The sequence below is a fragment of the Pigmentiphaga aceris genome (assembly GCF_008119665.1).
Classification (GTDB): Bacteria; Pseudomonadota; Gammaproteobacteria; order Burkholderiales; family Burkholderiaceae_B; genus Pigmentiphaga; species Pigmentiphaga aceris.
On record NZ_CP043046.1, the window covers coordinates 3,644,297 to 3,670,783 of the forward strand.

23 protein-coding genes are annotated in these 26,487 nt (G+C 61.4%); 6 read left to right on the top strand and 17 right to left on the bottom strand.

From position 1 onward, the window contains the following. Positions 1–36: 36 nt before the first annotated feature. Both FXN63_RS15810 and FXN63_RS26725 read right to left on the bottom strand, forming a co-directional pair. Entirely contained in the window at positions 37–948 is a 912-nt protein-coding gene (locus tag FXN63_RS15810; RefSeq protein ID WP_148816189.1) for a LysR family transcriptional regulator, read from the bottom strand. Then, entirely contained in the window at positions 933–1,100 is a 168-nt protein-coding gene (locus FXN63_RS26725) for a hypothetical protein (protein WP_187394913.1), read from the bottom strand. Before FXN63_RS26725 ends, FXN63_RS15810 begins: the two co-directional genes overlap by 16 nt. Here FXN63_RS26725 and FXN63_RS15815 point away from each other — a divergent pair. Both FXN63_RS15815 and FXN63_RS15820 read left to right on the top strand, forming a co-directional pair. Then, positions 1,099–1,536 carry a VOC family protein gene (locus FXN63_RS15815; RefSeq protein WP_148816190.1) on the top strand — a complete coding sequence of 146 codons (438 nt, stop codon included), beginning with the start codon at positions 1,099–1,101 and terminating at the stop codon, positions 1,534–1,536. The two genes, FXN63_RS26725 and FXN63_RS15815, sit on opposite strands and share 2 nt — an antisense overlap. A 267-nt stretch (positions 1,537–1,803) precedes the next feature. Continuing rightward, complete coding sequence (locus tag FXN63_RS15820; RefSeq protein ID WP_148816191.1) at positions 1,804–2,226, top strand: hypothetical protein; 423 nt, start codon at positions 1,804–1,806, stop codon at positions 2,224–2,226. 55 nt (positions 2,227–2,281) lie between these two features. On the opposite strand, the gene FXN63_RS15825 is transcribed toward FXN63_RS15820, so the two are convergent. The 5 genes from FXN63_RS15825 to icd all read right to left on the bottom strand — a co-directional run bounded on the left by FXN63_RS15825 (position 2,282) and on the right by icd (position 10,881). Next, positions 2,282–4,759: a TonB-dependent siderophore receptor gene (locus tag FXN63_RS15825; RefSeq protein WP_148816192.1), complete on the bottom strand. Its 2,478-nt coding sequence runs from the start codon at positions 4,757–4,759 to the stop codon at positions 2,282–2,284. Between the two features lie 171 nt (positions 4,760–4,930). Next, positions 4,931–5,866 (bottom strand): FecR domain-containing protein, encoded by a 936-nt coding sequence (locus FXN63_RS15830; protein WP_148816193.1) that lies wholly within the window; start codon positions 5,864–5,866, stop codon positions 4,931–4,933. Then, complete coding sequence (locus FXN63_RS15835; protein WP_148816194.1) at positions 5,863–6,363, bottom strand: sigma-70 family RNA polymerase sigma factor; 501 nt, start codon at positions 6,361–6,363, stop codon at positions 5,863–5,865. The genes FXN63_RS15830 and FXN63_RS15835 overlap by 4 nt, the downstream gene beginning before the upstream one ends. Before the next feature lie 168 nt (positions 6,364–6,531). Continuing rightward, the gene (locus FXN63_RS15840) at positions 6,532–9,444 is read right to left on the bottom strand and encodes an HD domain-containing phosphohydrolase (protein WP_246164840.1); all 2,913 of its coding nucleotides are present in this window, start codon (positions 9,442–9,444) and stop codon (positions 6,532–6,534) included. Between the two features lie 180 nt (positions 9,445–9,624). Further along, entirely contained in the window at positions 9,625–10,881 is a 1,257-nt protein-coding gene (gene icd / locus FXN63_RS15845; protein ID WP_148816195.1) for an NADP-dependent isocitrate dehydrogenase, read from the bottom strand. Positions 10,882–11,180: 299 nt separating this feature from the next. Here icd and FXN63_RS15850 point away from each other — a divergent pair, with 299 nt between their 5' ends. After that, on the top strand, positions 11,181–11,609 hold the full coding sequence (locus FXN63_RS15850; protein ID WP_148816196.1) for a DUF1841 family protein: 429 nt from the start codon (positions 11,181–11,183) through the stop codon (positions 11,607–11,609). A gap of 131 nt (positions 11,610–11,740) precedes the next feature. Here the strand turns inward: FXN63_RS15850 and FXN63_RS15855 are convergent, their stop codons facing one another. From FXN63_RS15855 to FXN63_RS15870, 4 genes are all read right to left on the bottom strand, one after another. Beyond that, positions 11,741–12,823, bottom strand: a complete 1,083-nt coding sequence (locus FXN63_RS15855; RefSeq protein WP_148816197.1) for a hypothetical protein — start codon at positions 12,821–12,823, stop codon at positions 11,741–11,743. Between the two features lie 243 nt (positions 12,824–13,066). After that, a complete protein-coding gene (locus FXN63_RS15860) occupies positions 13,067–15,100 on the bottom strand; it encodes a methyl-accepting chemotaxis protein (RefSeq protein ID WP_148816198.1) in 2,034 nt (677 codons plus the stop codon). Between the two features lie 375 nt (positions 15,101–15,475). Further along, a complete protein-coding gene (locus tag FXN63_RS15865; protein WP_148816199.1) occupies positions 15,476–15,838 on the bottom strand; it encodes a c-type cytochrome in 363 nt (120 codons plus the stop codon). A 14-nt stretch (positions 15,839–15,852) separates the two neighbouring features. Then, on the bottom strand, positions 15,853–16,287 hold the full coding sequence (locus tag FXN63_RS15870) for a c-type cytochrome (RefSeq protein WP_148816200.1): 435 nt from the start codon (positions 16,285–16,287) through the stop codon (positions 15,853–15,855). A gap of 262 nt (positions 16,288–16,549) precedes the next feature. On the opposite strand from FXN63_RS15870, the gene FXN63_RS15875 reads away from it, so the two are divergent. Both FXN63_RS15875 and FXN63_RS15880 read left to right on the top strand, forming a co-directional pair. Further along, positions 16,550–17,428: an AAA family ATPase gene (locus FXN63_RS15875; RefSeq protein ID WP_148816201.1), complete on the top strand. Its 879-nt coding sequence runs from the start codon at positions 16,550–16,552 to the stop codon at positions 17,426–17,428. 61 nt (positions 17,429–17,489) lie between these two features. After that, positions 17,490–18,662, top strand: coding sequence for a vWA domain-containing protein (locus FXN63_RS15880; protein WP_148816202.1), 1,173 nt, complete (start codon positions 17,490–17,492; stop codon positions 18,660–18,662). A gap of 166 nt (positions 18,663–18,828) precedes the next feature. On the opposite strand, the gene FXN63_RS15885 is transcribed toward FXN63_RS15880, so the two are convergent. The 6 genes from FXN63_RS15885 to FXN63_RS15910 all read right to left on the bottom strand — a co-directional run bounded on the left by FXN63_RS15885 (position 18,829) and on the right by FXN63_RS15910 (position 25,701). Further along, a complete protein-coding gene (locus tag FXN63_RS15885) occupies positions 18,829–21,045 on the bottom strand; it encodes an NADP-dependent isocitrate dehydrogenase (protein WP_148816203.1) in 2,217 nt (738 codons plus the stop codon). Between the two features lie 230 nt (positions 21,046–21,275). Then, on the bottom strand, positions 21,276–21,524 hold the full coding sequence (locus tag FXN63_RS15890; protein WP_148816204.1) for a BrnA antitoxin family protein: 249 nt from the start codon (positions 21,522–21,524) through the stop codon (positions 21,276–21,278). Continuing rightward, a complete protein-coding gene (locus FXN63_RS15895) occupies positions 21,502–21,780 on the bottom strand; it encodes a BrnT family toxin (protein ID WP_148816205.1) in 279 nt (92 codons plus the stop codon). The genes FXN63_RS15890 and FXN63_RS15895 overlap by 23 nt, the downstream gene beginning before the upstream one ends. 244 nt (positions 21,781–22,024) lie before the next feature. Beyond that, a complete protein-coding gene (locus tag FXN63_RS15900) occupies positions 22,025–23,506 on the bottom strand; it encodes a cytochrome c (RefSeq protein ID WP_148816206.1) in 1,482 nt (493 codons plus the stop codon). Then, positions 23,503–25,137 carry a GMC family oxidoreductase gene (locus FXN63_RS15905; RefSeq protein ID WP_148816207.1) on the bottom strand — a complete coding sequence of 545 codons (1,635 nt, stop codon included), beginning with the start codon at positions 25,135–25,137 and terminating at the stop codon, positions 23,503–23,505. The genes FXN63_RS15900 and FXN63_RS15905 overlap by 4 nt, the downstream gene beginning before the upstream one ends. A gap of 24 nt (positions 25,138–25,161) precedes the next feature. After that, positions 25,162–25,701 carry a sugar dehydrogenase complex small subunit gene (locus FXN63_RS15910; protein ID WP_148816208.1) on the bottom strand — a complete coding sequence of 180 codons (540 nt, stop codon included), beginning with the start codon at positions 25,699–25,701 and terminating at the stop codon, positions 25,162–25,164. Between the two features lie 185 nt (positions 25,702–25,886). On the opposite strand from FXN63_RS15910, the gene FXN63_RS15915 reads away from it, so the two are divergent. After that, complete coding sequence (locus tag FXN63_RS15915; protein ID WP_148816209.1) at positions 25,887–26,450, top strand: RNA 2'-phosphotransferase; 564 nt, start codon at positions 25,887–25,889, stop codon at positions 26,448–26,450. Positions 26,451–26,487: the final 37 nt, after the last annotated feature.

The window sequence follows — 26,487 nt, forward strand, 5'->3', positions numbered from 1 at the left end:
CCTGCATGCAATCGGCAAGCTCGACCCGTGCAGATATCAATCGGCCCTTTGCGCAACGTCTTCGCCCTGCAGCCTGGCCGCCGCAAACGTCGCCGCGATCTGATCCGCCAGCCGACGCGCAGCCGGCCGTCGGCTGCGGTCACGTCGCTGCACCAGGCCGATCTCACGATAGAACGTGTGTTCCCCAAGGCTGACTGCCCGCACATCAACCGGCCATACGCCGCACGAAGCAATCGGCGTGGGCACCAAGGCCACGCCCAGCCCGCACCCGACCAGGCGCACCAGCCCTTCCTGATCGTCAATCTCGGCCACTTCATTGACGTCAATACGCTGCTGCCGCAGGAATTGTTCAACCAGGCGTCCGCCGAAAGATGTCCGGTCGTAGCGCACGAAAGCCTGCTCGGCCAGCAGTTCGCGCCAGTCCTGAGCAGCCAGTTTTGCAGGCACCAGCAACACAAAAGGCTCGCGCGCCAGGACTTCCCAGCCAACTTCCGCAGGCAGCGCAAACGGCGGGCGAATCATCACGGCAAGGTCTACGTCGCCACTGTCCACCATGCCCAGCAGATTCAGCGATACGCCGGGCACGATCCGAGTGTGACATCCAGGCGACGCAGCATGGAAACCCGCCAACGCATCGGCCAGCGGCCCGGCCTGCACCGACGTGATCGCACCGATGCGCAATTTGCCGCCTGATTCGGGCGCTTGACCCAAGTCACCCAACCCGCCCCATAGCTTCACGATTTCTTCGGCGCGCGCGAGCGTGGCTTCACCCTGGGCGTTCAGTCGTGCCGACCGACCGGTGCGTTCGAACAGCACCAACCCCAGCGATTGTTCCAGCCGCTGCATCTGGGCGCTGACCGCAGACTGGGTCAGGCCGATATGGGCACCGGCACTGGCAAAGGTGCCGTACCGGGCCACGGCAACGAAGGTTTTCAGCTCACGCAACATGAATCAACAATTTCCTTGTAGCTCAGGGCAAAAATATATCGCTTTTCGTTGTGCTCGATCATTTCTAGACTTAAGGCTGGGTTCAACAAGGCTGCTGTGCAGGCCCCCCTTGAATCAACCGCCATCCCCATTATTTCAGCGACATCGATCATGCCCACTACCTTCACCGCCCCGCTCGCCCCGTTCCACCTCGCCTTCCCGGTTAACGATCTGGCCGAGGCCCGCAAGTTCTACGGCGAACTGCTGGGCTGTTCGGAAGGTCGCAGCTCGCCCGAATGGATCGACTTCAACTTCTACGGCCACCAGATCGTTGCCCACCTGGCCCCGTCGGAAGCGGGTGCCAGCCAGCGTAACGCGGTAGACGGCCACGGCGTGCCGGTGCGCCATTTCGGCGTGGTCTTGTCCATGGACGAGTGGAACACCGCAGCCGACAGACTGCGCGCCGCTGGCGTCCAGTTTGTGATCGAGCCCTACATCCGCTTCAAGGGCGAAGTCGGCGAACAGGCCACCATGTTCTTCACCGACCCCTCGGGCAATGCCGTCGAAATGAAGGCTTTCGCCAACATCGACATGCTGTTCGCCAAATAAGCCTGTTGGCCAAAAGAGGATGGTCATGCTGGCGCAAACCCGCCAGCATGGGCACCCGCCAAGAAAAACGCGCACCCTGGAGTGCGCGTTTTTCTTGGCAAGCTGCCAATTGCCGAGCGATCGGGTTTCATGCGAAATTCGATCCGTAGTCAGCAGCGAGAAAGCGCAGCAGTGCCATACTGATGCCACATCGACTGACGATGGCCAGCGCTTGCCAATGCCGCAAGCGCCTTCTCAACCACCGTTTCACTGCCGATCAAGGAAACCATGAGCCCCACCCTCGCAAAGCTGTTCCAGACCAAGACTTTCGGCGACGTCGCCACGCCGGTGGATCATCAGGACATCGTGACCGCGCTGTCGCTCGCGCTGGCCGACGAAAAGATCGCCGTGTTGCACATGCTGTATCCGCGGGTCGATGCCCGCAACCACAAGAGCCTGGATGCGCTGGTTGATGCCCTGCATCGCCACGGTCTGCATGAAGTCGGCGAAATGATCGCCAAGGAAACCCGTTATCTGCTGCTGAAGAACCCGGTGCACGCATGGCGCGTGTTCCACGAGATCAGCAACGACTCGCTGGCCATCGGCGTGCACCTGTACTACCAGGGCCTGTCGGGTGTGGCTGCTGAACAGGCGCTCAATCGCGACGCCCACGTGCCGGCCCCGCGCGCCGCGCTGCACGCCGCACGATAAGCAGGTCACCCTTGCGCCCTGCTTGGGCGCAAGGGTGAACAACGCCGGCTCTTCCTCAGAACCGGTACGTCGCCCCGAGCCGAATATCGCGCTCATAGCCCAGCACGCAGAAACTCGCCCCGCCGCGCATCACGTTGCACTGCGTTTTGTACTGCTTGTCGAACAGGTTGCCGACGTTCAGCGACAAGCGCCACGCGCCCAGCTGATAGGCCGCCATCGCATCGACCAAGGTGTAGCCGTCGTTGCGCGGCACCGGGCCGCTGGGCTGTGCAGCGTCGCCTGGCGCAGACGCAATGTGCCGCACGCCCACACCCAGCTCAAGCTTGTCGCGGCGGTACTTGCCCCACAGTGATGCAGCATGGCGCGGGTTGGCGGCGCGCTGCGTGCCCACTTCGTATGCCAGATTGCTGCGCGTAACCTTGGCGTCCAGGTAGGTATAGGCCGCAATCACCGAGAACCCGCCTCCCAGCTCGCCGCTGCCTTCGAGTTCCAGGCCGCGCGACCGCACCTCGCCCGTCTGTGTGTCGAAGCGGGGGTCGAGTTGCGAAGGCGTGCGCACGTTGGTCTTGCGCAAATCGTAGATCGCAGCACTGACGCTGTAGTCGGCCTGGGGCGGCGCATAACGCACGCCAAGCTCTATCTGTTTGCCTTCTTCGGGTTCGTAAGGCCGGCCATGTTGGTCGGTGGCCGTGGTCGTGCCCAACGGCGGCTGAAAAGCCGTGGTGTAGCTCAGGTATGGTGCAAGCCCGTTGGGAGCAAGGTAGATCAGTCCGGCACGGCCCGTGAATGCGTTGTCGGTGCGGTTCACGCGCGCGGTGCTGATCGGCCCGGTAGGAGTCAGGCGGGTATCGTAGGTGGAGTTGATCCTGGCGCTGTCGTGACGGCCAGCCAGACTCAGCACCCAGCGCTCGCCGAACTTGATCTGATCCTGCACGTACACACCAAGCTGCTCGTTGCGCGACATGGCGCGATCACTCAGGAAGCTGTCCTGCCAGTTCGGCCGGATGTACACCGGCTGCACCAGATCCAGCGGCGCGACGCGTCCGTTCAGTGACAGAATGCGCCAGTCCAGCTTGGACCGGTAGTAGTCCAGGCCCACGATCATCTGGTGTTGCGCGATGCCGGTCTTGAAGCGGCCTTCAAGCTGCGTATCGGTCACCAAGGTGTGCTCGCCATCGGGGCGCAGCATCGCCAGCCGCGTCATGCTCCGACCGTCGGCACCCAGACCGCGATTGCGCATCTCCTGACGCAGATTGGTGCCGTCGAGATAACGCAGGTTGTGGCGCAACTTCATGCCGTTGCCGAACTCGTGCTCGATCAGGTAACCGGCGCTGATCGTCTCCTTCTCATGAAAACCATCCGGGCCGTTGACGTTGATCGATCCACGCGACGGGCCGAAAGGCGTGTCGCGGTAGTAAGGAATGATGAAGCCGGTCTCGTCCTTCTGGTATTGCGCAAGCAGCGTCACGCGCGTGTCTTCACCCACCCAGGTCAAGGCCGGGGCGACGTAGGTGCGGTTGGCGTCCAGGTAGTCCCACTGCGTGCCGGCATCGCGCTTGAGCACAGTCAGGCGTGCCATCACATTGCCTGCGTCGTTCACCGCCCCGCCGATATCGGCCGTTACCTGCCGGCGATCAAAACTGCCCACTTCGACCCCAACTTCGCGCAAGCGCTCGGCGCGCGGGCGCTTGGTGACTGCGTTCAGCAAACCACCCGGTGCGGCCTGGCCATACAGCACCGACGCAGGTCCATGCACCACGTCCAGGCGCTCCAGCCCATAAGGCTCGATATTGGTCATGAAGCCGTTCTGCATCAGGCGCATGCCGTCGCGGTACAAACCGGTGCCGGTCAGTGAAATACCCCGCACGATCACATCGTCGTCGGTCACGCCGTAGTCATAAGGCCGCACGCCAGCGCTGTAGCGCACCGCCTCGGCCACACTCGAAATCGCCTGGTCGCGGATTTGCTCCTGGCCGATGGTGCTGACCCGCTGCGGCGTCTCATTGACCGGCACGTCCATCTTGCTGGCGCTGGCACCACGGGTGGCGCGATAACCCACAGGCGAGGTCCATGCCGAGTCGGCCTGTGCCGATACGATGACCGGCGACAAGGTACGTGCGCCTTGCGGTGCCACGCTTGCACGCAGGCGATACCCGCCAGCCTCGCGCACCGCTTCCAGGCCGGAACCGGCGAGCACCGCGGCAAGTCCTTCCTCCACACCGTAAGGTCCGCGCAATCCGGGGCTGCGGCGATCCTGTGCCAGTGCAGGGTCGAAGGACAGCGTCACACCAGCTTCGCCAGCAAAGCGCATGGCGGTCGACGCGAGCGGGCCAGCAGGAATGTCGTAGACGATGCGGTCTTGCGCAGCCGTCCGGGGTGCAGTCTGTGCGGCGCTTGACAGCGGGACGGCTGCAATCGCCGCACCCAGCCACGCCGCACGGCACAGATAGGCAAGCGCGTGGCGACGAATTGCCGGAGCGCGGGGCGCGAGCACGGCGACGGCAGGCAGCGCAGCACGAACAGGGGGATTCATGGTGGGTGATTTCCTTGCGTAGTGTGGAGTCGACCCCCCTATGCCGAACCAGACGCGAAAAAGGGACATTGGTACGTGCAATCAAGATTGGGGCTTGCAATCAAGGTGTGCGTCAGCCCGATGGCGCAAGCAATGCTGCCGCCTTGCGGCGATGCCGAGCATGCGATGCCCTCAGACGGGCGTGAACTCGACCCAGTAGCGCGTGCGGTAAGTCACCCTGACCGGCACGGCGGCGGCCACCATCGCCATGACCTGATCGGTGTCAGCGAGCTGGAAAGCCCCCGAGATACGTAGATCCGCCACCCGCGGGTCGCAGCGCACCACACCACTGCGGTAGCGCGACAGCTGCGCCACAAAATCTTCTAGGCGCATGTTGTCGGCATACAGCACGCCACGGGTCCAGGCGATCGCGTGCTCACTCAGCACCGTAGGTGCGTCGCAGGCCAACGCATCGAAGCGAACCGACTGACCTGCCGCCACGATGCGCCCTTCGCCCCGCGCAGGCTGAGCACGCACACGGCCTTCGGCCACCGACACATGCGTCGAATTCTGTTCGAGCGCTACGGCGAATCGCGTTCCCAGCGCCTGAGCCTCACCGTGAACGGTGATCACGGAAAGCGGTCGCGGGTCTGGTGCGGTGGCCAGATACACCGCGCCTGCCCGCAGCCATACACGTCGCGCGCTGTCGTCAAACGACACGTCCACCGCGCTGGCGGTATCGAGCGTCAGCCACGAGCCGTCGGGCAGACGCAGCTGGCGCTGCTCGCCGCGCGCGGTGCGCAGGTCCGCCGTCCAGGCCTGCCAGGGCACGTGACGCCAAGCCAGCCAACCCGCGGCCGGTATCACGGCAAGTCCCGCCAAGGATTTGAGCAGATCGCGCCGGCCACGCGAGGCGCGCGAAAGCGCCGGTACGGCCAGCGCAGCCGGTACTGCTGCCATCTGCGCCTGCAGGCGCTCGGCCCGCTGCCATGCGCGTTCGTTCACCTCTGCACTGGCACGCCAACGTGCCAGCGCCTCGCGTTCCGCAGCACCGCAAGTATTCCCATGCAACTGCACCAGCCATCTTGCCGCTTCACGCACGGCGACGCGCTCGGCATCGGCATTCATGTCATGGCCAGCAGGCAGCATTCAAAGCCTTGCGCCATGTAGCGCTTGACGGTGCGCTCGGTGATGTTCAGCTTTGCCGCCACCTGCACATAATCCAGCCCGCCGAACTGCGCCAGCACAAACGCCTCGCGCACTCTTGGTGCCAGGGCTTCGAACAGGCGGTCAAGCTCGTCCAGTATTTGCAGCACCACCAATTGTTCTTCAGGAGACGGCTCGTCAGACGCGGGCAGGGACGCCAGCGTCTCAAGATAGGCCTGCTCCAGCGAGCGGCGGCGCCAGTGGTCGACCACCAGACCGCGCGCAACCGTGGTCAGGTAGGCCCGTGGTTCTCGCAAGCCGGCCACGGCCTGAGGCCGCAGCAGCACCCGCACGAAGGTGTCCTGCGCCAGATCGCGCGCCGTCTCGGCACAACCCAGCCGGCGGCCCAGCCATGTACGCAGCCAGCCCTGATGGGCTTGGTATAGCTGATGGACGGGGGGATGGAAGACAGCGGTCATGATGAAAGCGTTCGAGCCGCAAACAGACGAAGGCGCGCGGTGCGCCACTTGACGCATCACTCAAAAGAGAATCATTCTCACTAAAATTTCGCATGATGACAAGCGTTGATGAGCGCATGACACGCCCACGTTGCAGGCCCGTCACGCCCTGTCGTCACTCGCGGGCAATTACGCCACAGACAGCATCTGCTCCAGACCGGCAATGTCCACGCGGTCCAGCTGTTCGGGCCGCAAGTGGTCGGCAGCAAAGGTCTGCCAGATACCGCTGCGCAGGAAGTACCGGAACAGCTCCGGGTCCAGGTGCCCTTCCCGGCACATGTTGGCCATGATCTTCAAGGCGTCCGACAGACGCTTGGCAGGCCGGTAGGGCCGATCCGCCGCCGTCAGGGCTTCGAAGATATCCGCCAGCGCCATGATCCGATCAAAAGTGTTCAGGCGACTTGCATCCAGCCTGCGCGGATAACCGTTGCCGTCCATTTTCTCGTGATGCGTCGCGGCGAGTTCCGGCACACGCGACAGCGCGCGCGGCCACGGTAGCCGACACAGCATGATGTAGGTCTGCACGATGTGATCGTTGATGCGGAAACGGTCTTCGTCGGTCAGCGTGCCGCGTCTGATGCTCAGGTTGTGCAGCTCACCCATGTTCTGCTTGTACGACGGCAGCACCATGTCGAATCCGTACAGGTTGGCCGGATCGCCCTTCTCGACCGGCGGCCGGTCCTGCCCCCAGGACACGATGTGCTCAGCCCGGTCGGCCAGCAAGGCTTCCCGTGCAGGCAGGTCAGGCGCGTGTGGCCTGGCCTCGTCCAACTGGCGCAGCTCGCCTACTGCCAGGCCAAGCCGGTCATCGAAATGCCGCAGCCAGGACTGACCTGCAATCTGGTGCAGGCGTGCAATGCGCTCGTCGGCCAGCACCTCCCCACCCAGATTGCACTGCGCAACGAACGCAAAATCGTCCTTTAGCGCAGCATGCCGCGCCCGCATTACCGCCTCGGACCCGGTCTTTTCCGCCCCCACGGCCATGCGCTGCAAATGCGCGATTTCGGCATCGCGCCACAAGACCTCGAAGCGCATCCGTATTTCGTGGATGCGGTTGTAGATCACTTCCAGCTTGCTTGCCTTGTCGACGATGTGTTCGGCGCTGGTTACCTTGCCACAGTCGTGCAGCCACGCCCCCAGGTAGAACTCGTAGCGCTGCGCGTCGTCCATCCGGAAGGCGCGGTACGGACCTTCTGTATCCAGGTTCATCCGATCGGCCAGCAGCAAGGCCAGCTCGGGTACGCGCTTACAGTGCCCGCCGGTATACGGGCTTTTGGCGTCGATGGCGTCTGCCATCAGCTGCACAACCGCATTGAGCAACTGCTTCTGTGAATCGATCAACTGACGTGTCTCGATAGACACCGCCAACATGCCGGACAGCTTTGCCATGAACGCAGAGAAGCCCTCGTCCAGATGCGCGGCGGTTCCCCGGTGAGCAAGCACCAGCAGGCCTTGCAGCTGACCATTACGGTCGCGCAATTCAAGATCGACTTGTTTGAGCCCCTCAACCAGCGGCCGATCTTTCGTCCGCTTGGCGCGGCCCATTTCGTATTCAAAACTTTCTGGCAGCTGCGCACATGCTTCGCCCACCACGGCATTACGATGCATGACGTCGTCCAGATGCAGGTACACCGCACCGGCCGCACAGTGGGTGGCGTTGACCACTTCTCGCAACACCGCTTCCAACATGCGCTGCATGTCTTTCTCAGTGGCCAGCTTCTGACTGATCTGCAGAAAGTGCTCGATGGTTTCGGCCATGCCGTCCATATCCTTGGACAGCTCGGCCACTTCGCGCGCCCGATCACGGGTGTTCGAATCTTTGCCGGTCTCGAAGTCAAAGCGGCGAATTTCGCGGGTTCGCCGAATCAGCCGATCCAGGCTGCTGCCAATCGTGTTGCCTACCCACCAGCCAATGGGCAGGAAGGCCAGCACAACTGCCGCAATGAACAGCAGCGTGCGATTGCCCATACGCCGCACGCCCTCGGTCAATTCGTCATAGGGGGCAACGGCCAACAGTCGCAGGTCTTGGGCCATGCCCATGTTCACAGGCACAGTCATGCCAAGCCAGCTCTGTCCGCCTGCCTCGATATCGTGAACCTGATCATCGCCTGCCGGCAGCTGCAATACGCGTTGCAGACTGGGAATGCCCATCATGTCGACGGTCTTGAAGATGAACGATTCCCCGACCGGCGTCAGGAAACGCGATACGTCGGGATACGCCAGTACTTTGTTCTGACGGTCGATCAGCGCCAGTTCCGTGTTTGGTGTCAGCTTCAAATCACGCAGGTAACTGGCCAGATCATCAAGCACTACGTCGATGCCGATGACCGCATCACCCGCCCGGCTGGTTCGGCTCAAAGACAGCCCGATCTGTCGGGTGGTGAAAAAAACGTACGGACTGGACATCACGGCCGTGGCCGGTGCCTGCTGCGCGCTTTGGTACCACGGGCGTTCGCGTGGGTCGAACTCGTAGCCAACCTGCTCTCTGCGCGCCAGCAGCGTCATGTCCTTGTCGTAGAACAGAAACTCGCCAATTACCTCACCGTCCGCGCTACGCTCGATCGATTGCAGCAGGTAGACCGCATCTGTCGGCGGCTTCACCAGCTGCCGTGTCTCCGGGTGGTCAAGCCGTCGCGCCAGGAAAAATTCGCCCTTGCTGTTACCCACGTAGACCGAAGACACCAGCGGATTGGACCGAAGCTCTTCGGTGAGCACAAAACTTCGCGCGAGTCTGTCGTCCAGCGTGTCGGCGGTGGTGATCGGGTCGAACGACACTTGGCGCAATACCGCTTGAGCCGGCTCCAGCATGCGGCCGATCTGTATCGACATCGCCTTGCCTACGCCCTGGATCTTGTCGGCGGTGACGGAAAGCACGGCCTGATCGACCCCGGCCTTGCCGACGAAGAACACGATCAGGGCACCTGCCAGCAAGGACACCACGCCCATGATCGAGCTCATGCTCTTGAGCGAGAGCGTGAAATGCGGCAAACCGCGCTGGGATGCCGGGTCGTTCTTTCCTACTTCACCCGCTGATGAAGACAAAATCGACAACTCCTGCAAGCTCAAGCATTCAGTGTGCGCAAACGTTAGCTTCCCTATGCGCCACTTGCAAGGAACAAAGCTGCAGCGCACAAAAGAAAACCCCCGAATTTCCAAAGAAACTCAGGGGTTCGGGCGACGCCTGAAGACATCGCGCAAAGCTCTTGCCTTAACGGCGGTCGATCACATGTTTTCGATCATCACTTCACCGAAGCCCGAGCAAGACACTTGCGTCGCGCCTTCGAGCAGGCGAGCGAAGTCATACGTGACCTTCTTCGACAGGATCGACTTCTGCATGCTTTCGATGATGAGGTCGGCAGCTTCGGTCCAGCCAATGTGACGCAGCATCATCTCGGCCGACAGGATCTCAGAACCGGGATTCACGTAGTCCTTGCCAGCGTACTTCGGTGCGGTGCCGTGGGTGGCTTCGAAGATGGCGACAGTGTCGCTCAGGTTTGCACCCGGGGCGATGCCAGTGCCACCGACCTGTGCGGCCAGCGCAGCGGAGATGTAGTCGCCGTTCAGGTTGAGCGTGGCGACCACGTCGTATTCAGCGGGGCGCAGCAAGACTTGCTGCAAGAAGGCATCGGTGATCGAATCCTTGATGACGATCTGGCGACCGGTCTTCGGATTCTTGAGCTTCAACCACGGGCCACCGTCGATCAGCTCGGCACCGAATTCCTTCTGGGCCAGGGCGTAGCCCCAGTCACGGAAGCTACCTTCGGTGAACTTCATAATGTTGCCCTTGTGCACCAGCGTGACCGAGCGGCGGTCGTGGTCGATGGCGTACTGGATGGCCTTGCGCACCAGGCGCTCGGTGCCTTCGCGGGACACCGGCTTCACGCCAATGCCCGAGGTGTTCGGGAAGCGGATCTTGGTGGTGCCGAATTCGTTCTGCAGGAATTCGATCAGGCGCTTGGCCTTGTCGGATTCGGCAGCGAATTCGATACTGGCGTAGATGTCTTCCGAGTTCTCGCGGAAGATGGTCATGTCGGTCTTTTCGGGTTCCTTCAGCGGCGACGGCACGCCCTTGAAGTAACGCACCGGGCGCAGGCAGACGTACAGGTCAAGTTCCTGACGCAGTACCACGTTCAGCGAACGGATGCCGCCACCGACCGGGGTCGTCAGCGGACCTTTGATGGACACGACGTAATCACGCACGACTTCCAGGGTTTCTTCAGGCAGCCACACGTCCGGGCCGTAGATCTTGATCGACTTTTGGCCAGCGAAGATTTCCATCCAGTGGATCTTGCGCTTGCCACCGTAGGCCTTGGCCACGGCTGCGTCCACCACCTTCAGCGCAACCGGGGTAATGTCAGCGCCAGTACCATCGCCTTCGATGAAGGGGATGATGGGTTGGTCGGGGACGTTCAAGCTGTTGTCCGCGTTGACCGTGATCTTCTGGCCCTCTGCGGGCACCTTGATGTGCTGATAAGCCATTGCGCGTATCGTTCCTCTGGTGGCGATCCGATGATTATCCCGTAATGCGAGCGCCCTTGTCTTGCGATGCCAAGCCAGCAACCGAGGCTTCAACGCGGGCGTCAATCCAGACGCGGCACGGGTCACGTCCGGGCTCTACCTGGGTTTGACCTGCAAAACACCGTATTTCAGCGTGGAAATTCCGCCCTTGAATGTCTGCTCTTGAATATCCAGCCTTGAATTACGGTGCCATGCTCCCATCTAGCAGGGAGCGTTTCTTGCACAGTCTTATAGCTTATACCCGACCCGCATCGACTTCCATGTTCAATCCCTCTCGCGACCAGGTACGACAGTTTTTCATCGACACGTGGCGCAAGCACCGGGCGACCGAATTGCTTACCCCGCTCGAATCCATGGCGCTTGACTGGATTCTGGAACACCCGGAATACCACGGCGATCTGGAGCGTGAAGACGCCATGACCGTGGAGTATGCCGTCGAAGGCGGACGTACGAACCCATTCCTGCATCTTTCGATGCACCTGGCTATTGCAGAACAGTTGTCGATCGACCAGCCGCCGGGCATCCGGGCGGCGTACCAGTTGATGGCTCCGAAACTGGGCGCGCACGAAGCGGCTCACCAGATCATGGAATGCCTTGGTCAGGTCGTATGGGAATCGCAGCGGCTGGGCAAGCCGCTGGATACGGAAGGGTATGTGGAATTGATTCGCCAGCGGGCGGGTCGTTTTTAAATCCCGGCGGAAAATCTGCGGCACGGTTGAGACGCCGTGCCGCATGTCAATCAGTCATTTTTCAGTCAGTCTTTTTTCAGACCCTATCGATCAGGCGATGTGATTTGGCAATGTGACCTGTCTATGTTCGATCAGGACATGCCCGCGTTTGCAAGATCGCCCAGCGCCTGTTCGGCACCCCGAATATCCTTGTCGCGATTCGGATCGTCCATCTGACTCTTGACCATGGCCATCAGGCTCTTCAGCGCGCGGGCAACCTGCTTGACGAGTTCCTTGTCAGCGTCCGATTGAGCCTCTTCCTCGCTGGGCGACAAGGATGCAACCAGCGCTGCGGCAGCCGAGGCGACGGTAGTCGAGGTTTCTTCGGTCGATTCCGAGTCGGTGGCGACTGAGTCAGTGCCAGCCGACTTGCTGGTTGCTGGTGCGTCAGCACCATCCACCTTGCCGTCCTTGTCCTTATCCTTTGCATGCACACCGCCGACACCCTTCTTGTCGTCGTTTTCTGCAACGGCGTCAGCCTCGGCTTCGGCCTCCGCAGCCACCTGTTCCGCGCCAGTCGCTGCGCTGCCTGCTGCGCCGGTTGCATCGCCTTCTGCTGCATCCGCCGAACCTTCGCCGGCACCGGTCGACGCGGCACTGGACGAGACCACATTCTGCACCGCCGCATCCGCCGTTGCCGCGCTCGCAGCAGCACCTGCCGTGGCGCTGGCTGCCGAACTGCTGGCCGCAGCCAGACTATTGATACTTGCCGTGCTCGGATCAGCGCCTGCAGTCGATCCACCGGAGTCGGACAAGGTCGCAGCAGCCTGTTTCAGCTCCTGTGCCATCGCCTTGATCTGGCCCGCCATCGCCTTGGCGGCTGCGGGGCTCAGGCCGATCATCATCTGGCGCATTGACTCGATACGTTCACGCAGTTGCTGAACGCGAACTCGTGCGGCATCTTTGCGCATGGCTGCGCCCGAAGGCATAGACTCGACGCGAGCCATGGCCTCTTGCATTTTCTTCATTCGATCAAGCAGCAGATCGCCTTGCGATGACTCGGCAGAATCCAGCTTCGCCCGGCCCTCGCGGCTGATCTCGACCTTCACCGACTCGTTGTTGGCCGACGCTTTATCAGCCGCATTCTTGGCAGCGGCCACGTTGGCACTGTTGGCAGCACCAACACCTGTCGTAGATGACTGATTTCTCAGCAAAGTCGTGATCAGCGTATTCATGTCAAATTTCCTGGCATCCGCAAGCATTCATCGAAGACATCAGCTTTCCGGGCATTCGTATCAAATTGTAGTACGTGCTGTATTACGTGCTGTATTACGTTCGTGCTTGGCGCGCGCATGACACGTGTTTAATCCACCTGTCATCAGCTTGCGACCACGCCACTCACGGAGCATCGCCGCAGACAGACCTCGGCAATCTTGCTTGCCGCGGTCCGTCTTCCTTTGCGTCCGTCTTTGCCTGCATCAAGTCCTGAGCGTGCGAATGGTGCTGTCCAACTCACGCGCCTGATCTTGCAAAGACTCACCTGCCGCTACCGACTGCTGCACCGCCGCCGCCGATTCTTCGGTGTGCTGCGCGATCTGTTCAACGCGGCTGGCAATCTGTTCCGACGCGGATTTCTGCTCGGCTGCCGCATTGGAAATATCCGCCACCACGGCTGCGGTGCGCGCAGCGGCTTCACGAATCCGCTGCAAGACATCGCCCGCCTGACGCGCGCTCTCGGCGGACGCCTGCATGTCGATGTTCACAGCGCGCATCGCATCTGCTGCCTGGCTGGTCTTGGTCTGCACCCCGCTGATCACCTGCGCGATCTGCGTGGTCGACACCTTGGTGCGCTCGGCCAGGCGGCGCACTTCGTCAGCCACCACCGAGAACCCACGTCCGCCCTCACCCGCCCGCGCGGCTTCAATGGCAGCATTTAGCGCCAGCAGATTGGTCTGTTCGGCGATTTCCTGAATGGTCTTGATGACCTCTGAGATCTCGCGCGACGAGGTCTCCAGTTCCTGCACCACATCGGCAGATGCGGTCACACGGCCAGCCAGCGTCTCGATCCCGCTGACGGTGGTCCGCACCACGGCAGCGCCTTCATTGGCGGCACCGCTGGACGCTTGCGAGAAGGTATTGGCGTCACGGCTGCTGTCAGCAATCTGCGAAATCGATACGGTCAATTGTTCAACCGCTGCGGCCACGCCGCTGGCGGCGTCGGACTGCACTTCCGTACTGCGGCCGATCTGTGCCAGGGCATCCAGCGTCTGGGTCGATGCCGCCGCAACTTGCGACCCGGTGGCACCCATCTGCTGCGCCAACAGCGCAATGCGCGCACGGGTGGCATTGATGCGGTCGGCCATGATGTGAATTTCATTGGACGACTTGGCCGGGCCCGCAGGCACGTCTACCCGCAGATCGCCGTCACCCAGACGCGTGATGCCGGCAACCACTTCGCGCACCGGGCGCAGGGTGCTGGCGGTGCGCCAGTAGATCAGCGCGCCGGTCAGCAGGCCGCCCAGCAGCATCACGCCAATCATCAGCGCGATGTCTTGATAAGAGTCGCTCAGGAATGCCTTCTCCGGGCCGACTGCGATCACCGTCCAGCCCCAGCCCGGCACGTTCAGATACGACATAATCTGGGGCTCGCCGCCCAGCGTTACGTCCATTACGCCGCGCTTTCCCTCACCAGCCAGCGACTGCAGCAAGGCAAGGTCTGGCCCGCTCATGACGGCATCGACCGACTTGCCTTTGTGTTGCGGATGAACCAGAAAGCGGCGGCCCTTACCGTCTGCCGTCGGTGCGATCACCCACATCTTGCCGTGTCCGGCAACCGTGCTGCGGGCCACCGATGCCAGCACATCGCTCACCTCGCGGCTGACGTCGATAATGACGGCAAAGCCACCGTAGGTGGATCCATCCATACCGCTCAATGGCTGCGCATAGGCCGCGTAGAATCGGCCGTCGCGTTCCATCAAGCCCGCGCCCTCTTCACCCTTGGTGAGCGTGTTCGCCAGGAATTCATCGTGGGGCAGCGCCGTGCCAGCCATGGAAATGCCGTTGGCGTCCTTCAACAGCGTCGCTGCACGCAGCCACTCGCCGTTGTGCCGCACCAGCACCGAGCTGTCAGCACCGGTGTAGCGGCGAATCGTCTCGAGCGGTTTGCTGTCGTTGTTGACGACCTTGCCTTCCGCCGTCAGCGTGGGCAGTTCAACGTTGCCACTGCGTGTGCTGCTGCCGTCAGGGATCGGCAGGCCACCGTATTCGTTTTGCATCAGGGGCGCCAGCACCTGCGCTCGCTCGACCGCGGCATTGTAGGAAAGCATCAGGCTTTCCTGGACCAGAGTCAGCACAGCGCTCATTTCGCGCTGTATTTCACGCTCGCTGGCTGCCAACGAACGCCAAGCCACCACGCCTGCGGTGACAGCCATTACCAACACGCTGGTAGCCAGCGACGCGACCAGAACCTGCGTGGCCAGCGAACGACGGCTAATGCGGTCTAAGAAAAACATCTGTGCTCCATAAAACCGTTTGGGATAACCACGCTTGATCCCGACTGATGTGTTTACGGCGCAAACAGTGAAATATTAAGGAAAGCGATATACAGGGAAACCCCTATCAGCCAATTGGCTTAGGTCGTTTTGCATATTGGAATTAATAAATGCGAAACAGTCGGGCACTGTGATGCAGGTCAATGCATGACCGCAGCCACCATGGCTCAGCCGATGGTGCTTGTCGAATCAGAGGGGGGCGATGCAGAGATGTGGTGCACCACGTACAGGGCGCATCAGTGGCCCTGCCGCAGTAACACGCACTGGATGGTCAGGATTCGCGCGACGCCTGCCAGTGACAGGCTGCGCGATCCGGTGACGAGATTGCGAAAGCGCTTACTGACGAACCTTCAGGTCGCCCGGCAGGCTGTGCAGATATGCGGCAACGTCTTCCACGTCCTTGGCGGACAGCTGGATCGCGAAGGCACCCATGATCGGATTCTTGCGGATATTGGCAGTCGGCGAGGCACCGGCCTGGCCACGCTGATAGGCGCGCAATGCGTGCACCAGGTAGTCCTCGTGCTGACCGGCCAGCTTGGGGTAGCTGGGATCGGTGCCAGTCTTGGCGTCCACGCCGTGGCACGATGCACAGTTGACACGTTTGTAGACGGCTTCACCCGCCACCTTGTCGCCCGCACAGGCAACTGCACCCGTGGCAGACAGCACCAGGCCAGCGAGCACAATGGAAATGCGCTTCATCGTATGTGCCCCGCTCACTTCAAGTTGGAATAGTAGGCAGCGACGTCGGCAATGTCCTGCTCGGACAAGCTCTTGGCGATGCCGACCATGGTGAGGTGCGAGCGGGCACCGCTCTTGTACTCACTCAAGGCCATTTCAAGGTACTTGGCGTTCTGCCCGGCGATCATGGGCACGCTGTACACCTCGGGGAAGCTGGAGCGATAACCTGGCAGGCCGTGACAGCCGATGCACATCGACACCTTGTTGCGCGCGGCGTCGACGTTGCCAACCACGGGGCCGGGGGCGGCAGGCGCAGCGGCTGGCGTTGGCGCCGGAGCAGTTGCTGGGGGGGCTGCTGGGGTAGCTTGGGCAAAGGCCGAGCCACCGATTGCACAGGTGCCAATCAGCGAGGCAAACGCAAGCGCGGATATTCGGCGGGAAATGCTTCGGTTTGAGATGCGCGACTTCATCAGAGGCCTGTGGAATCGAAAGGAAGAGCGCGGATTAAGGCGTGGCAGAAAAAGCGGCCAAACCAGAAAATCCGGGAAAACCCGAGTAAAAACGGGGAATACGCAGCGTACTCAGCGTAATACGCATAAACCTGTGCAGCGCTGGAGCCCGCCGATTGTAATGGACTTCATCTGAAACCGTCCAACAAGCATGCCGCAGGCACGGACTTATACTGAAGCAAAACCCATCTTCACGTCGGCTATTTTTCGAATCGGTTTGCCCATGACACAGACGCACGCCTCCGCTTTGCCCAAGCCCCGTTTCGAGGGCACAGACAGTTATGTCGCCACGCCCGACCTCAGACTCGCGGTAAATGCCGCGCTGACGCTGGGGCGGCCCCTGCTGATCAAGGGTGAACCCGGTACCGGCAAAACCATGCTGGCCGAAGAAGTTGCCCGTGCGCTGGGTCGTCCATTATTGCAATGGCATATCAAATCGACCACCAAGGCACATCAGGGATTGTATGAATACGATGCCGTGTCGCGGCTGCGCGACTCGCAGCTGGGTGACGGACGTGTCCACGATATTCACAACTACATATTGCGCGGCGTGCTGTGGCAAGCATTCGATGCCGATGAACCGGTGGTGCTGCTGATCGACGAAGTCGATAAAGCCGATATTGAATTCCCCAACGACTTGCTGCGCGAGCTCGATCGCATGGAATTTCATGTGTACGAAACACGGCAAACCGTGCGTGCGCGTCATCGCCCGCTGGTGGTGATCACGTCCAACAACGAAAAAGACCTGCCTGACGCCTTCCTGCGCCGATGCTTCTTCCACTACATCCGCTTCCCCGACAAGGAAACGATGGCCCAGATTGTGGACGTGCATTTCCCCACGCTGAAGAAAGAGCTGCTGCAAGCCGCGCTCGACAGCTTCTTTGCGCTGCGTGACGTGCCCGGCATCAAGAAGAAGCCGTCTACGTCGGAACTGCTGGACTGGTTGAAGCTGCTGCTGGCCGAAGACATTCCGCCAGAGGCCTTGAGAAGTGACGACCAGAACGCGATCATCCCGCCCTTGCATGGTGCCCTGTTGAAAAACGAACAAGACCTGCACCTGTTCGAGCGCCTGGTGCTGATGGCACGCAACGGCCGCCGCTGAGCGTTTCAAAGACCCGTCGACTCGTACCTGCCAGACGCCCTATTCACGCCAAGGCCGCGCCATGCTCATCGACTTTTTCTACCACCTGCGGGCGCACCAGCTGCGCATCTCGGTCAACGAGTATCTGACCCTGCTCGAAGCCCTGCAGAAAAACGTGATCGGCACGTCCATCGATGACTTCTACTACCTGGCGCGCGCCACGCTGATCAAGGACGAAACGCAGTTCGACAAGTTCGACCGCGCCTTTGCCAGCTACTACAAGAACGTCGAAGCCGCCTATGGCCCGACCAAGGAAATTCCGCTTGACTGGCTGTTGAGCCAGTTCCAGAAAACGCTCACGCCCGAACAGAAAGCCGAGATCGAAAAACTCGGCTGGAACAAGCTGATGGAATTGTTCAAGGAAAGGCTGGAGGAACAGAAAGGTCGCCACGAAGGCGGCAAGAAATGGGTGGGCACAGGCGGTACATCCCCATTTGGCAACAGCGGCTATCACCCGGAAGGCATTCGCGTCGGCGGCAAGTCGTCGGGCAACCGCAGCGCGGTGAAGGTCTGGGACTCACGCCAGTTCCGCGACTACGACGATTCCATCGAAATCGGCACGCGCAATATCAAAGTGGCTTTGCGCCGCTTGCGCAGGTTTGCGCGTGAAGGTGCAGACATGGAGCTGGATCTGGACGACACCATTCGCCAGACCGCGCACAACGCGGGCTATCTGGACATTCGCATGGTGCCCGAGCGTCACAACACCGTGAAAGTGTTGATGCTGCTGGATGTCGGCGGATCGATGGACGACCACATCAAGCGCGTGGAAGAACTGTTTTCCGCCGCCAGCAGTGAGTTCAAGAACCTGGAGGTGTACTACTTCCATAACTGCCTGTACGACTGGTTATGGAAAAGCAACAGCCGCCGCCAGGCCGAGCGCTTCAACACCTGGGACGTGCTTCGCAAGTACAACGCCGACTGGCGCGTGATCTTCGTGGGCGACGCCAGCATGAGCCCGTACGAGATCCTGCAGCCGGGCGGCTCGGTCGAATATCACAATGAAGAAGCAGGCGCGGTGTGGCTGCAGCGAATGGTCAGCGCCTATCCGAAGCATGTGTGGCTGAACCCGGAACCGGAAAGCCTGTGGCGCTACCGGCAATCGGTATCGCTGATCAGGGACATCATGCAGGAACGCATGTATCCGGTCACGCCCTCCGGGTTGGAAGGGGCCATGCGGATGTTGTCGAAATAAGCGACGACAAGTATCGATGAACCGTCGTTGCCGTCAGCGCCGGTAGCAACATCCGGGCACAGCTTTACAACCGTGACGGCGGCCGCAATGCCATGAACGACAAAGGCCCGCTGCAAACGCAGCGGGCCTTTTGTCTTACGTCACGCGGTGGTGACTTCGATCAGGCTTACAGCGACGCCAGTGCGTCGTTGAAGGTCTTGCTCGGGCGCATCGCGGCGGCGCACTTGGCCAGGTCCGGGTGGTAGTAGCCACCGATGTCCTGCTGCGAACCCTGGGCACCGTTCAACTCGGCCACGATCTTGGCTTCGTTCTCGGTCAGCGCCTTGGCCAGCGGCGCGAAGCGTGCCTTCAGCGCAGCGTTGTCGTTCTGCTCGGCCAGTGCCTGCGCCCAGTACATGGCCAGGTAGAAGTGGCTGCCACGGTTGTCGATCTCGCCAACCTTGCGCGCCGGCGACTTGTCGCTGTCCAGGAACTTGCCGTTGGCCGCGTCCAGCGCCTTCGCCAGGGTCAGCGCGGCGGCGTTGTCGTAGGTCTGGCCCAAGTGCTCCAGCGACGCAGCCAGTGCCAGGAATTCACCCAGCGAATCCCAGCGCAGGTAGCCTTCTTCGACGAACTGCTGCACGTGCTTCGGTGCCGAACCGCCTGCACCGGTCTCGAACAGACCGCCACCGGCCATCAGCGGCACGATCGACAGCATCTTCGCGCTGGTGCCCAGTTCCATGATCGGGAACAGGTCGGTCAGGTAGTCGCGCAACACGTTGCCGGTCACCGAGATGGTGTCCTGGCCCTTGCGGATGCGTTCCAGCGTGAACTTCGTCGCCTCGACGGGCGGCAGGACGCGAATATCCAGGCCGCTGGTGTCGTGGTCTTTCAGATACTTCTCGACCTTGGCGATGACCTGCGCGTCGTGGGCGCGGGCCTGGTCCAGCCAGAACACAGCCGGGGTGGCGCTCAGGCGGGCGCGGGTAACGGCCAGCTTGACCCAGTCCTGGATCGGCGCGTCCTTGACCTGGCACATGCGCCACAGGTCACCGGCTTCCACAGCGTGTTCGAACACGGTGGCACCCGAAGCATCGGTCACCACAACCTTGCCGTCGCCAGCGATCTGGAAAGTCTTGTCGTGGCTGCCGTATTCCTCAGCCTTCTGCGCCATCAGACCGACGTTGGGCACCGAACCCATCGTGGCCGGATCGAACGCGCCATTCTGGCGGCAGTCGTCGATGGTGGCCTGGTACACGCCCGCGTAGCAGCGATCCGGGATCACGGCCTTGGTGTCTTGCAGCTCGCCCTTGGCATTCCACATCTTGCCGCTGTCGCGGATCATGGCCGGCATCGAGGCGTCCACGATCACGTCGGACGGCACGTGCAGGTTGGTGATGCCCTTGTCGGAGTTGACCATCGCCAGACCCGGACGCTTGGCGTACTCGGCCTGCACGTCAGCCTTGATGGCCTCGGCTTGGTCTGCGGGCAGCTTGGCGATGACCGAATACAGATCACCGATGCCGTTGTTGGCATCGAAGCCCACCGACTTCAGCGCATCGGCGTGCTTGGCCAGCACGTCCTTGTAGAACTCGTTCACCACGATACCGAACAGCACGGGGTCGGAGACCTTCATCATCGTGGCCTTCAGGTGCACCGAGAACAGCACGCCCTTCGCCTTGGCGTCTTCGATCTGCGCATCGATGAAGCTTGCCAGTGCCTTCTTGCTCAACACGGCTGCGTCAACGATCTCGCCGGCCTTAACCGACACTTTTTCCTTGAGCACCGTGGTCGAGCCATCGGCCCCGACGAAGCTGATCTTCAGCGCGCCGGCATCGGCCATCGTGGCCGACTTTTCGCTGCCGAAGAAGTCACCCGACTCCATGTGCGCGACGTGCGACTTCGAGTCGCTGGCCCATTTGCCCATGCGATGGGGGTGCTTGCGAGCGTAGTTCTTCACCGACAACGGCGCGCGGCGATCGGAATTGCCTTCGCGCAGCACCGGGTTCACCGCGCTGCCCTTGACCTTGTCGTAACGCGCCTTGACGTCCTTGTCAGCATCGTTCTTCGGCTCGTCCGGGTAGTCCGGCAGCTTGTAGCCCTGCTCCTGGAGTTCCTTGATCGTCGCCTTCAGCTGCGGCACCGAAGCGCTGATGTTGGGCAGCTTGATGATGTTGGCTTCCGGCTTGGTCGCCAGTTCGCCCAGCTCAGCCAAGTGATCGCCGATCTTCTGCGACTCGTCCAGATGGTCAGGGAACTGGGACAGAATGCGCCCGGCCAGCGAAATGTCACGGGTCTCCACCACGATATCGGCGGTGCCGGTGTACGCATCAATGATCGGGAATAGCGACTGCGTCGCCAGGAACGGGGCTTCGTCGGTAAGCGTGTAGATGATCTTGGACATGTCGAATAGGTGCCTTGATTGCCTTGGAAGAGGAGCGCGCCGTGCGCGTGCCACGGGTGCCATGGCGTCGATGATGAACGATGGCAAGCACGCTATTGTCGCGCGCCGCGGGCTTTAGGGCAAAGCGGGGCATTTTTGCCCGCCAGCGCGAAGCCGGCTGGCGTCTGCACGCAAACTGGTTTCAAGTGCACGAACACATATACGCCGTCACCCGACACCCACCGTCACCCTCAACGCTGATGCGCCTGCATGTACTGTCGAAGCAGCTGGTTGATGCGCGTCTGGTAGCCGCTGCCCTGCGCTTTGAACCACGTCAACACATCCGCATCAAGGCGAATGGTCACCGCCTGCTTGACCGGCACACGCAGGTCCGCCTGGCGGAAGAAATCTTCGCCCAGTTCAGGAATATCGCTCTTGTCGATATCTTGATCGCCTTGGGCAGCCAAGCGATCCCAATCAGTTTTCGATACTTTTGACATACAGATTTGCCTCCTGGCGGGTGGCCTTGCGTGCGGAGATGACACGATACGAATCGCCATCTCGCTCGGTATAGACGACCACTGCAATCCAAGTGCGAAGCCATCCAACGGCAACCCAGCGCACTTCGTCGTAGTCGAAGCGGTTATCGATCATCGTCAACACGGGGTGCGAGAACATATCAGGGACGTCCTGAAAATCGATACCATGCTTGCGGATGTTCAACTGGTTCTTCGTCTCATCCCATTCAAACTGCATGGGATGACTTGTATTTACACGTGTACATACAGCATAACCTGTAGGACGTTATTCGGACACCGCTGCTCAGTCGGCGATACCTTACGTCTCTATAGCGCTGCTGTGTCGATGATGTGGCGCTGATTGTCCTGGTGAGAACACGGCCTTGGGACTGCGGAGATTTCCGCGATCCTGGCCAACGAAGGTTGGCCAGGAGTATTACGACTGCTACTTACTGACGTGCATTGACTGACTTGTCTGACGCTTACCGCTTGCGTGCCACCACACCGCGATTGCGTCGCTTGCTGCGCACGATCAGCGCCAGCAGCAACAGCAGCACAACCACTGCGCCGACACCCATGCCGATGCGGGCCAGCGTGATGATGTTGGAACGCGGGCCGCCGTCACGGATTACCTGCACGTCGGCCGCCGTGACTTGCAGCGTGGGCTCGCCGTGGTTCGTGAACACGTAGTTCGCGAGCTGGGCGATTTCCTCGTTGTTCAGCGCAACCATCGCATTGGGCTGACCACCGAACGGCGGCATGAAGACATGGCCGGCAGCAGTCTTGCGATCGACGCCATACAGGATCGTGGCAACCAGATTGCTGGTGCTCGGGCCCGCCGTAGCGGCGTTGCTGAACAGGCTGGGGTAGTAGCCGTCCTTGGTGCCTTGTGCGTTGAAGCCGTGGCACGACGCGCAATTCGCCGAGAACAGCTGCGCGCCGGCGCTTCCGCCCTTCACGCCCATCACATACCCTTCGCCACGGAAGCCCGACAGATCATTGCCGGCCTTGCCTTGTTCGAAGCGGCTCTTGCCCGAGGGCGCAGCCTTGGCGTCGGCCACGGGCTTGACGCTCATCACGTAGGTGGCGATGGCGTTCAGGTCGGCGTCGGTCAGGTGGCTGAAGCTGAACGAAATAGCTTCGGCCATGCTGCCCGCTGCCTGTGCCTTGCCTTCAACACGGCCGGTCTTCAGGTAGGTGACCAGCTCTTCACGCGACCAGCTGCCAATGCCGTACACCTTGTCCGACGTGATGTTGGGCGCGTACCAGGCACCCACTTGCGCGCCGGACAGGTCCCGGTCGCCGAGTTCCTGCATCGCCACGCCGCGCGGCGTATGGCAGGTGCTGCAATGCGCGGCACCTTGCGTCAGGTAACGGCCGCGGTTCCATTCTGCCGACTGGCCCGGATCGTCTGCCAGCGGTTTGCTGGGCAGGAACATCAGGTTCCAGCCGGTCATCAGGAAACGCATGTTCATCGGGAACGGCAGCTTGGTTTCCGCTGTCTGCTTCTCGACCGGTTCCACGCCCTTCATGAAGTAGACGTACATCGCGTGGATGTCTTCGTCCGTCATCAAGGCATACGATGGGTACGGCATGGCCGGGTACAGCCGCGCGCCATCGGCACGCACGCCCTTGCGCACGGCGTCCGAGAACTGCTGCTCGGTGTAGTTGCCGATGCCCGTGGTCTTCGACGGCGTGATGTTGGTCGACACGATGTCGCCCACCGGCGAAGACATCACCAGACCGCCCGCCATGGCTTTGCCATGATGAACCGTGTGGCAGGCAATACAGTCCGATGCCGTGGCCAGGTACTGACCGCGCAGGATCAGTTGCTTGTCGGCGTCGTTCATGCCGTCAAGCTTCAAGGGCACCGGCGGCTGTCCCGCCATGACGCTGCCGGCCGCAGCCAGCATCAGCGGGGCCGCAATGGCGGCGAGCAATTGCTTGAAACGACGCATGCTCATGCCCCCTTCGCTTGCTTGACCAACGCGTCGGCAGCGCGGAACGCCAATGCCGTCATCGTGATCGTGCTGTTGCCGCAAGCCGTGCTGGGCATCGCACCGCCGCCCGGAATGAACAGGTTGGCATGGTCGTGCGAGCGGCACTCGCCATCCACCACGGAATTGGTGGGATCGTTGCCCATGATGGTGCCGCCCATGATGTGCTTGCTCTGGTTGAACTTGGGGCTGAACTTGGCCTCGATCGCGCCCATGGCCTCGGCAATGCGCTTGGCGATCGGCGTGGCGTATTCCTTGGACGAACGGCGCACGTAGTCACCCACGTCATAGTGGATCGACGGCTTGGGCAAGCCGTGCCAGTCGCGCTTGTCCGACAGGGTCAGGCGGTTGTTGGGATCGGGCAGCATTTCGTGCGCCATCACCACATCGGCCGTGCAGGCGGTCAGGCGGCGGATTTCCGAATCCAGCGCCTTGCCGACCAGGCCCTTGTTCAGCGCCTGGAAGGTGACGAAGCGATTGCGCGCAAAGTTGTTGAAGCGGAAGTACGCGCCGCCGTGCTCGCCACGGAAGTCCCCTTGCGAGGTTTCCATGATGCCGCTGTTGACCACCGGACCCACACCCGACCAGAACGGCTCGGCCAGGGTCAGCGTCATGGTGATCTGCGGATGGTCCATCATGTTGCGGCCGACCTGATCCGAGCTGTTGGCCAGCCCGTTCGGGTTGCGATCGTCCTTGGACATCAACAGCAACTTCGGATTTTCCAGGCCGTTACAGGCCAGCACGAACTGCTTGCCAGTCACGCGATGCGTGGCCTTGTTCTGGTCGAAGTAATGCACGGCTTCGACCTGGTTCTTGGCATTGGTCTCGACGCGGTACACAACCGAGTCGCTGAGAATGACCGCGCCCTTGGCTTCCAGGCGACGCAAGGCGGTTGCACCGTCGTACTTCGCACCGATCGGACAGACCGGCACGCAATTGTTGTTGGCGCAACAGGCCGGACGGTCGTCGTAGGGCATGCCGCTGTTGCGGGCCTGCGAAACCGGAATGTTGTTGTAGCCCAAGGTCTTCACGACTTCAGTGAAGCGGGTTTCGCCAGGGCTGAAGGGCAGCGGCGGCATCGGGTACGGTGCCGAACGTGGCAGGCGCGGCCACTGCTGTTCCGGGTCCGACGGACCGCAGATGCCCAACTTCTGTTCCACGCGAACGTAATACGGTTCCAGCGTGGCGTAATCGAACACCCAGTCGCGGCCCACGCCATACAGCGTGTTCAGGCGCATGTCTTCGGGCGTCAGACGCCAGGACGTGCCCGCCCAGTGCCAGGTCGAACCACCCGCATAGCGGATGTAGGTCTGGTCGTAGGAATCCGGGCCAGTCAGTTGCAGATAGGTGTCATCCGGGTTGCCGGTCGGCGGCATGGGGTGCGGTGCCCAGGGCGCGGGCGGGTAAGACGAATTCGCACTGCCCTTGATGCCCAGGGGCAAGTTGCGGAAGTTCTCGACGATCACGCTGCGTTCAACGCGCGGACCGGCCTCGATCATCAGCACGGAAACACCCGCGTCGAGCAATTCTTCGGCAATCACGATGCCGACGACGCCCGTGCCGACGATCACGACGTCGGCGCTGTTCTTAGTAGTCATAGGAAATACTCTGGAAGTGCGCGCTCAGAAGCTGGGCATTGCGCTGAGCGGAACGGTCACCTGGCGCCACATGTTCGGGCCGGTGATGCCGTAAGACGGAATGGTGACCACGTCGCTGGTGGTCTTGAAGGTAAGCGCCTGCTCGAAGGTGAACAGTTCGGCGTTTGCCTTGGGCGAGGACACGCCCGAGTACCACGCGAAGATCACCCACAAGGCCAGTTGCTTGGCCTTGCCTTCGGGGATGTCGCCAAAGAAGTCTTCAACGATCTTGGCCTGCTTGGCGTCCGCAATCGCGATGATGGAATCGCTCGATTCCTTGAAGTCCGGCCGCTCTTTCATGGCGGTCTTCAAAATGCGCGCGCCAACCCGCGAATCGAGTTCGTGGTTGATCAGCAGACGCGACAAGGTCATGAAGCGCGTGAGCTGCGGATCGTTGGCGGCAGGCAGGGCAAAGGACGGCAGCGATGCGCCGGCGAAGTAGCTGCCAAAGATGGCAACACTTCCCAGCAACACGCGTCGACGTGATGTACAGGACACGGCGTCGATCTTGGTTTTATCGGACATCTTTTGCTTTCTGGATAAGAGTGTGGAGGCTACCCGCCGGATTGTATGAATTGATCCAGGTCAATAGGTGGTAGCGATGCCAGCAGATTGTAGCATTCAGCATTGACTCTTATAGATGACTGGTGTTATTGCGACTTGCACAAACGGTACCATTCCACCAGTACCACGATGAGGAGCCATCACGCATGAACAGCAAACAGGCGAACGAAACCAGCAAATTTCTGAGCTTTGTCTTGCGGCATGAACCGCAGGCCATCGGCATCGAACTGGATCGCGAAGGCTGGGCAGATGTGGACGCGCTGATTGCAGGCGCTGCGGCGCAGGGCCGGGAACTGGACTACGCAGCGATTGCGTCAATTGTCGAAGGCAACGACAAGAAGCGCTTCGCGCTGTCGGAAGACGGCAAGCGCATTCGCGCGGTGCAAGGACATTCCACACAAAGCGTGACTGTCACGCACGTCGAGAAGACACCGCCCGAGGTGCTTTACCACGGCACGGCTACCCGCTTTCTGGCGTCGATCCAACAGCAAGGCCTGCTGGCCGGTGCACGACATCATGTGCACCTGTCGCAGGACATCGACACCGCCGTGTCGGTCGGAAAGCGCTACGGACAGGTGGTGGTGCTGCGCGTCGAGGCAGCGCGCCTGCATGCGCAGGGCGTGACCTTCTTCCAGGCTGACAACGGGGTTTGGCTGGTCAATCACGTGCCGGCCGACGCTTTACAAGTGCTCGACACACCCGCCGCGTAAGGCGGACGGGGTCGTCAGACGCGCACGCCGCGCCAGG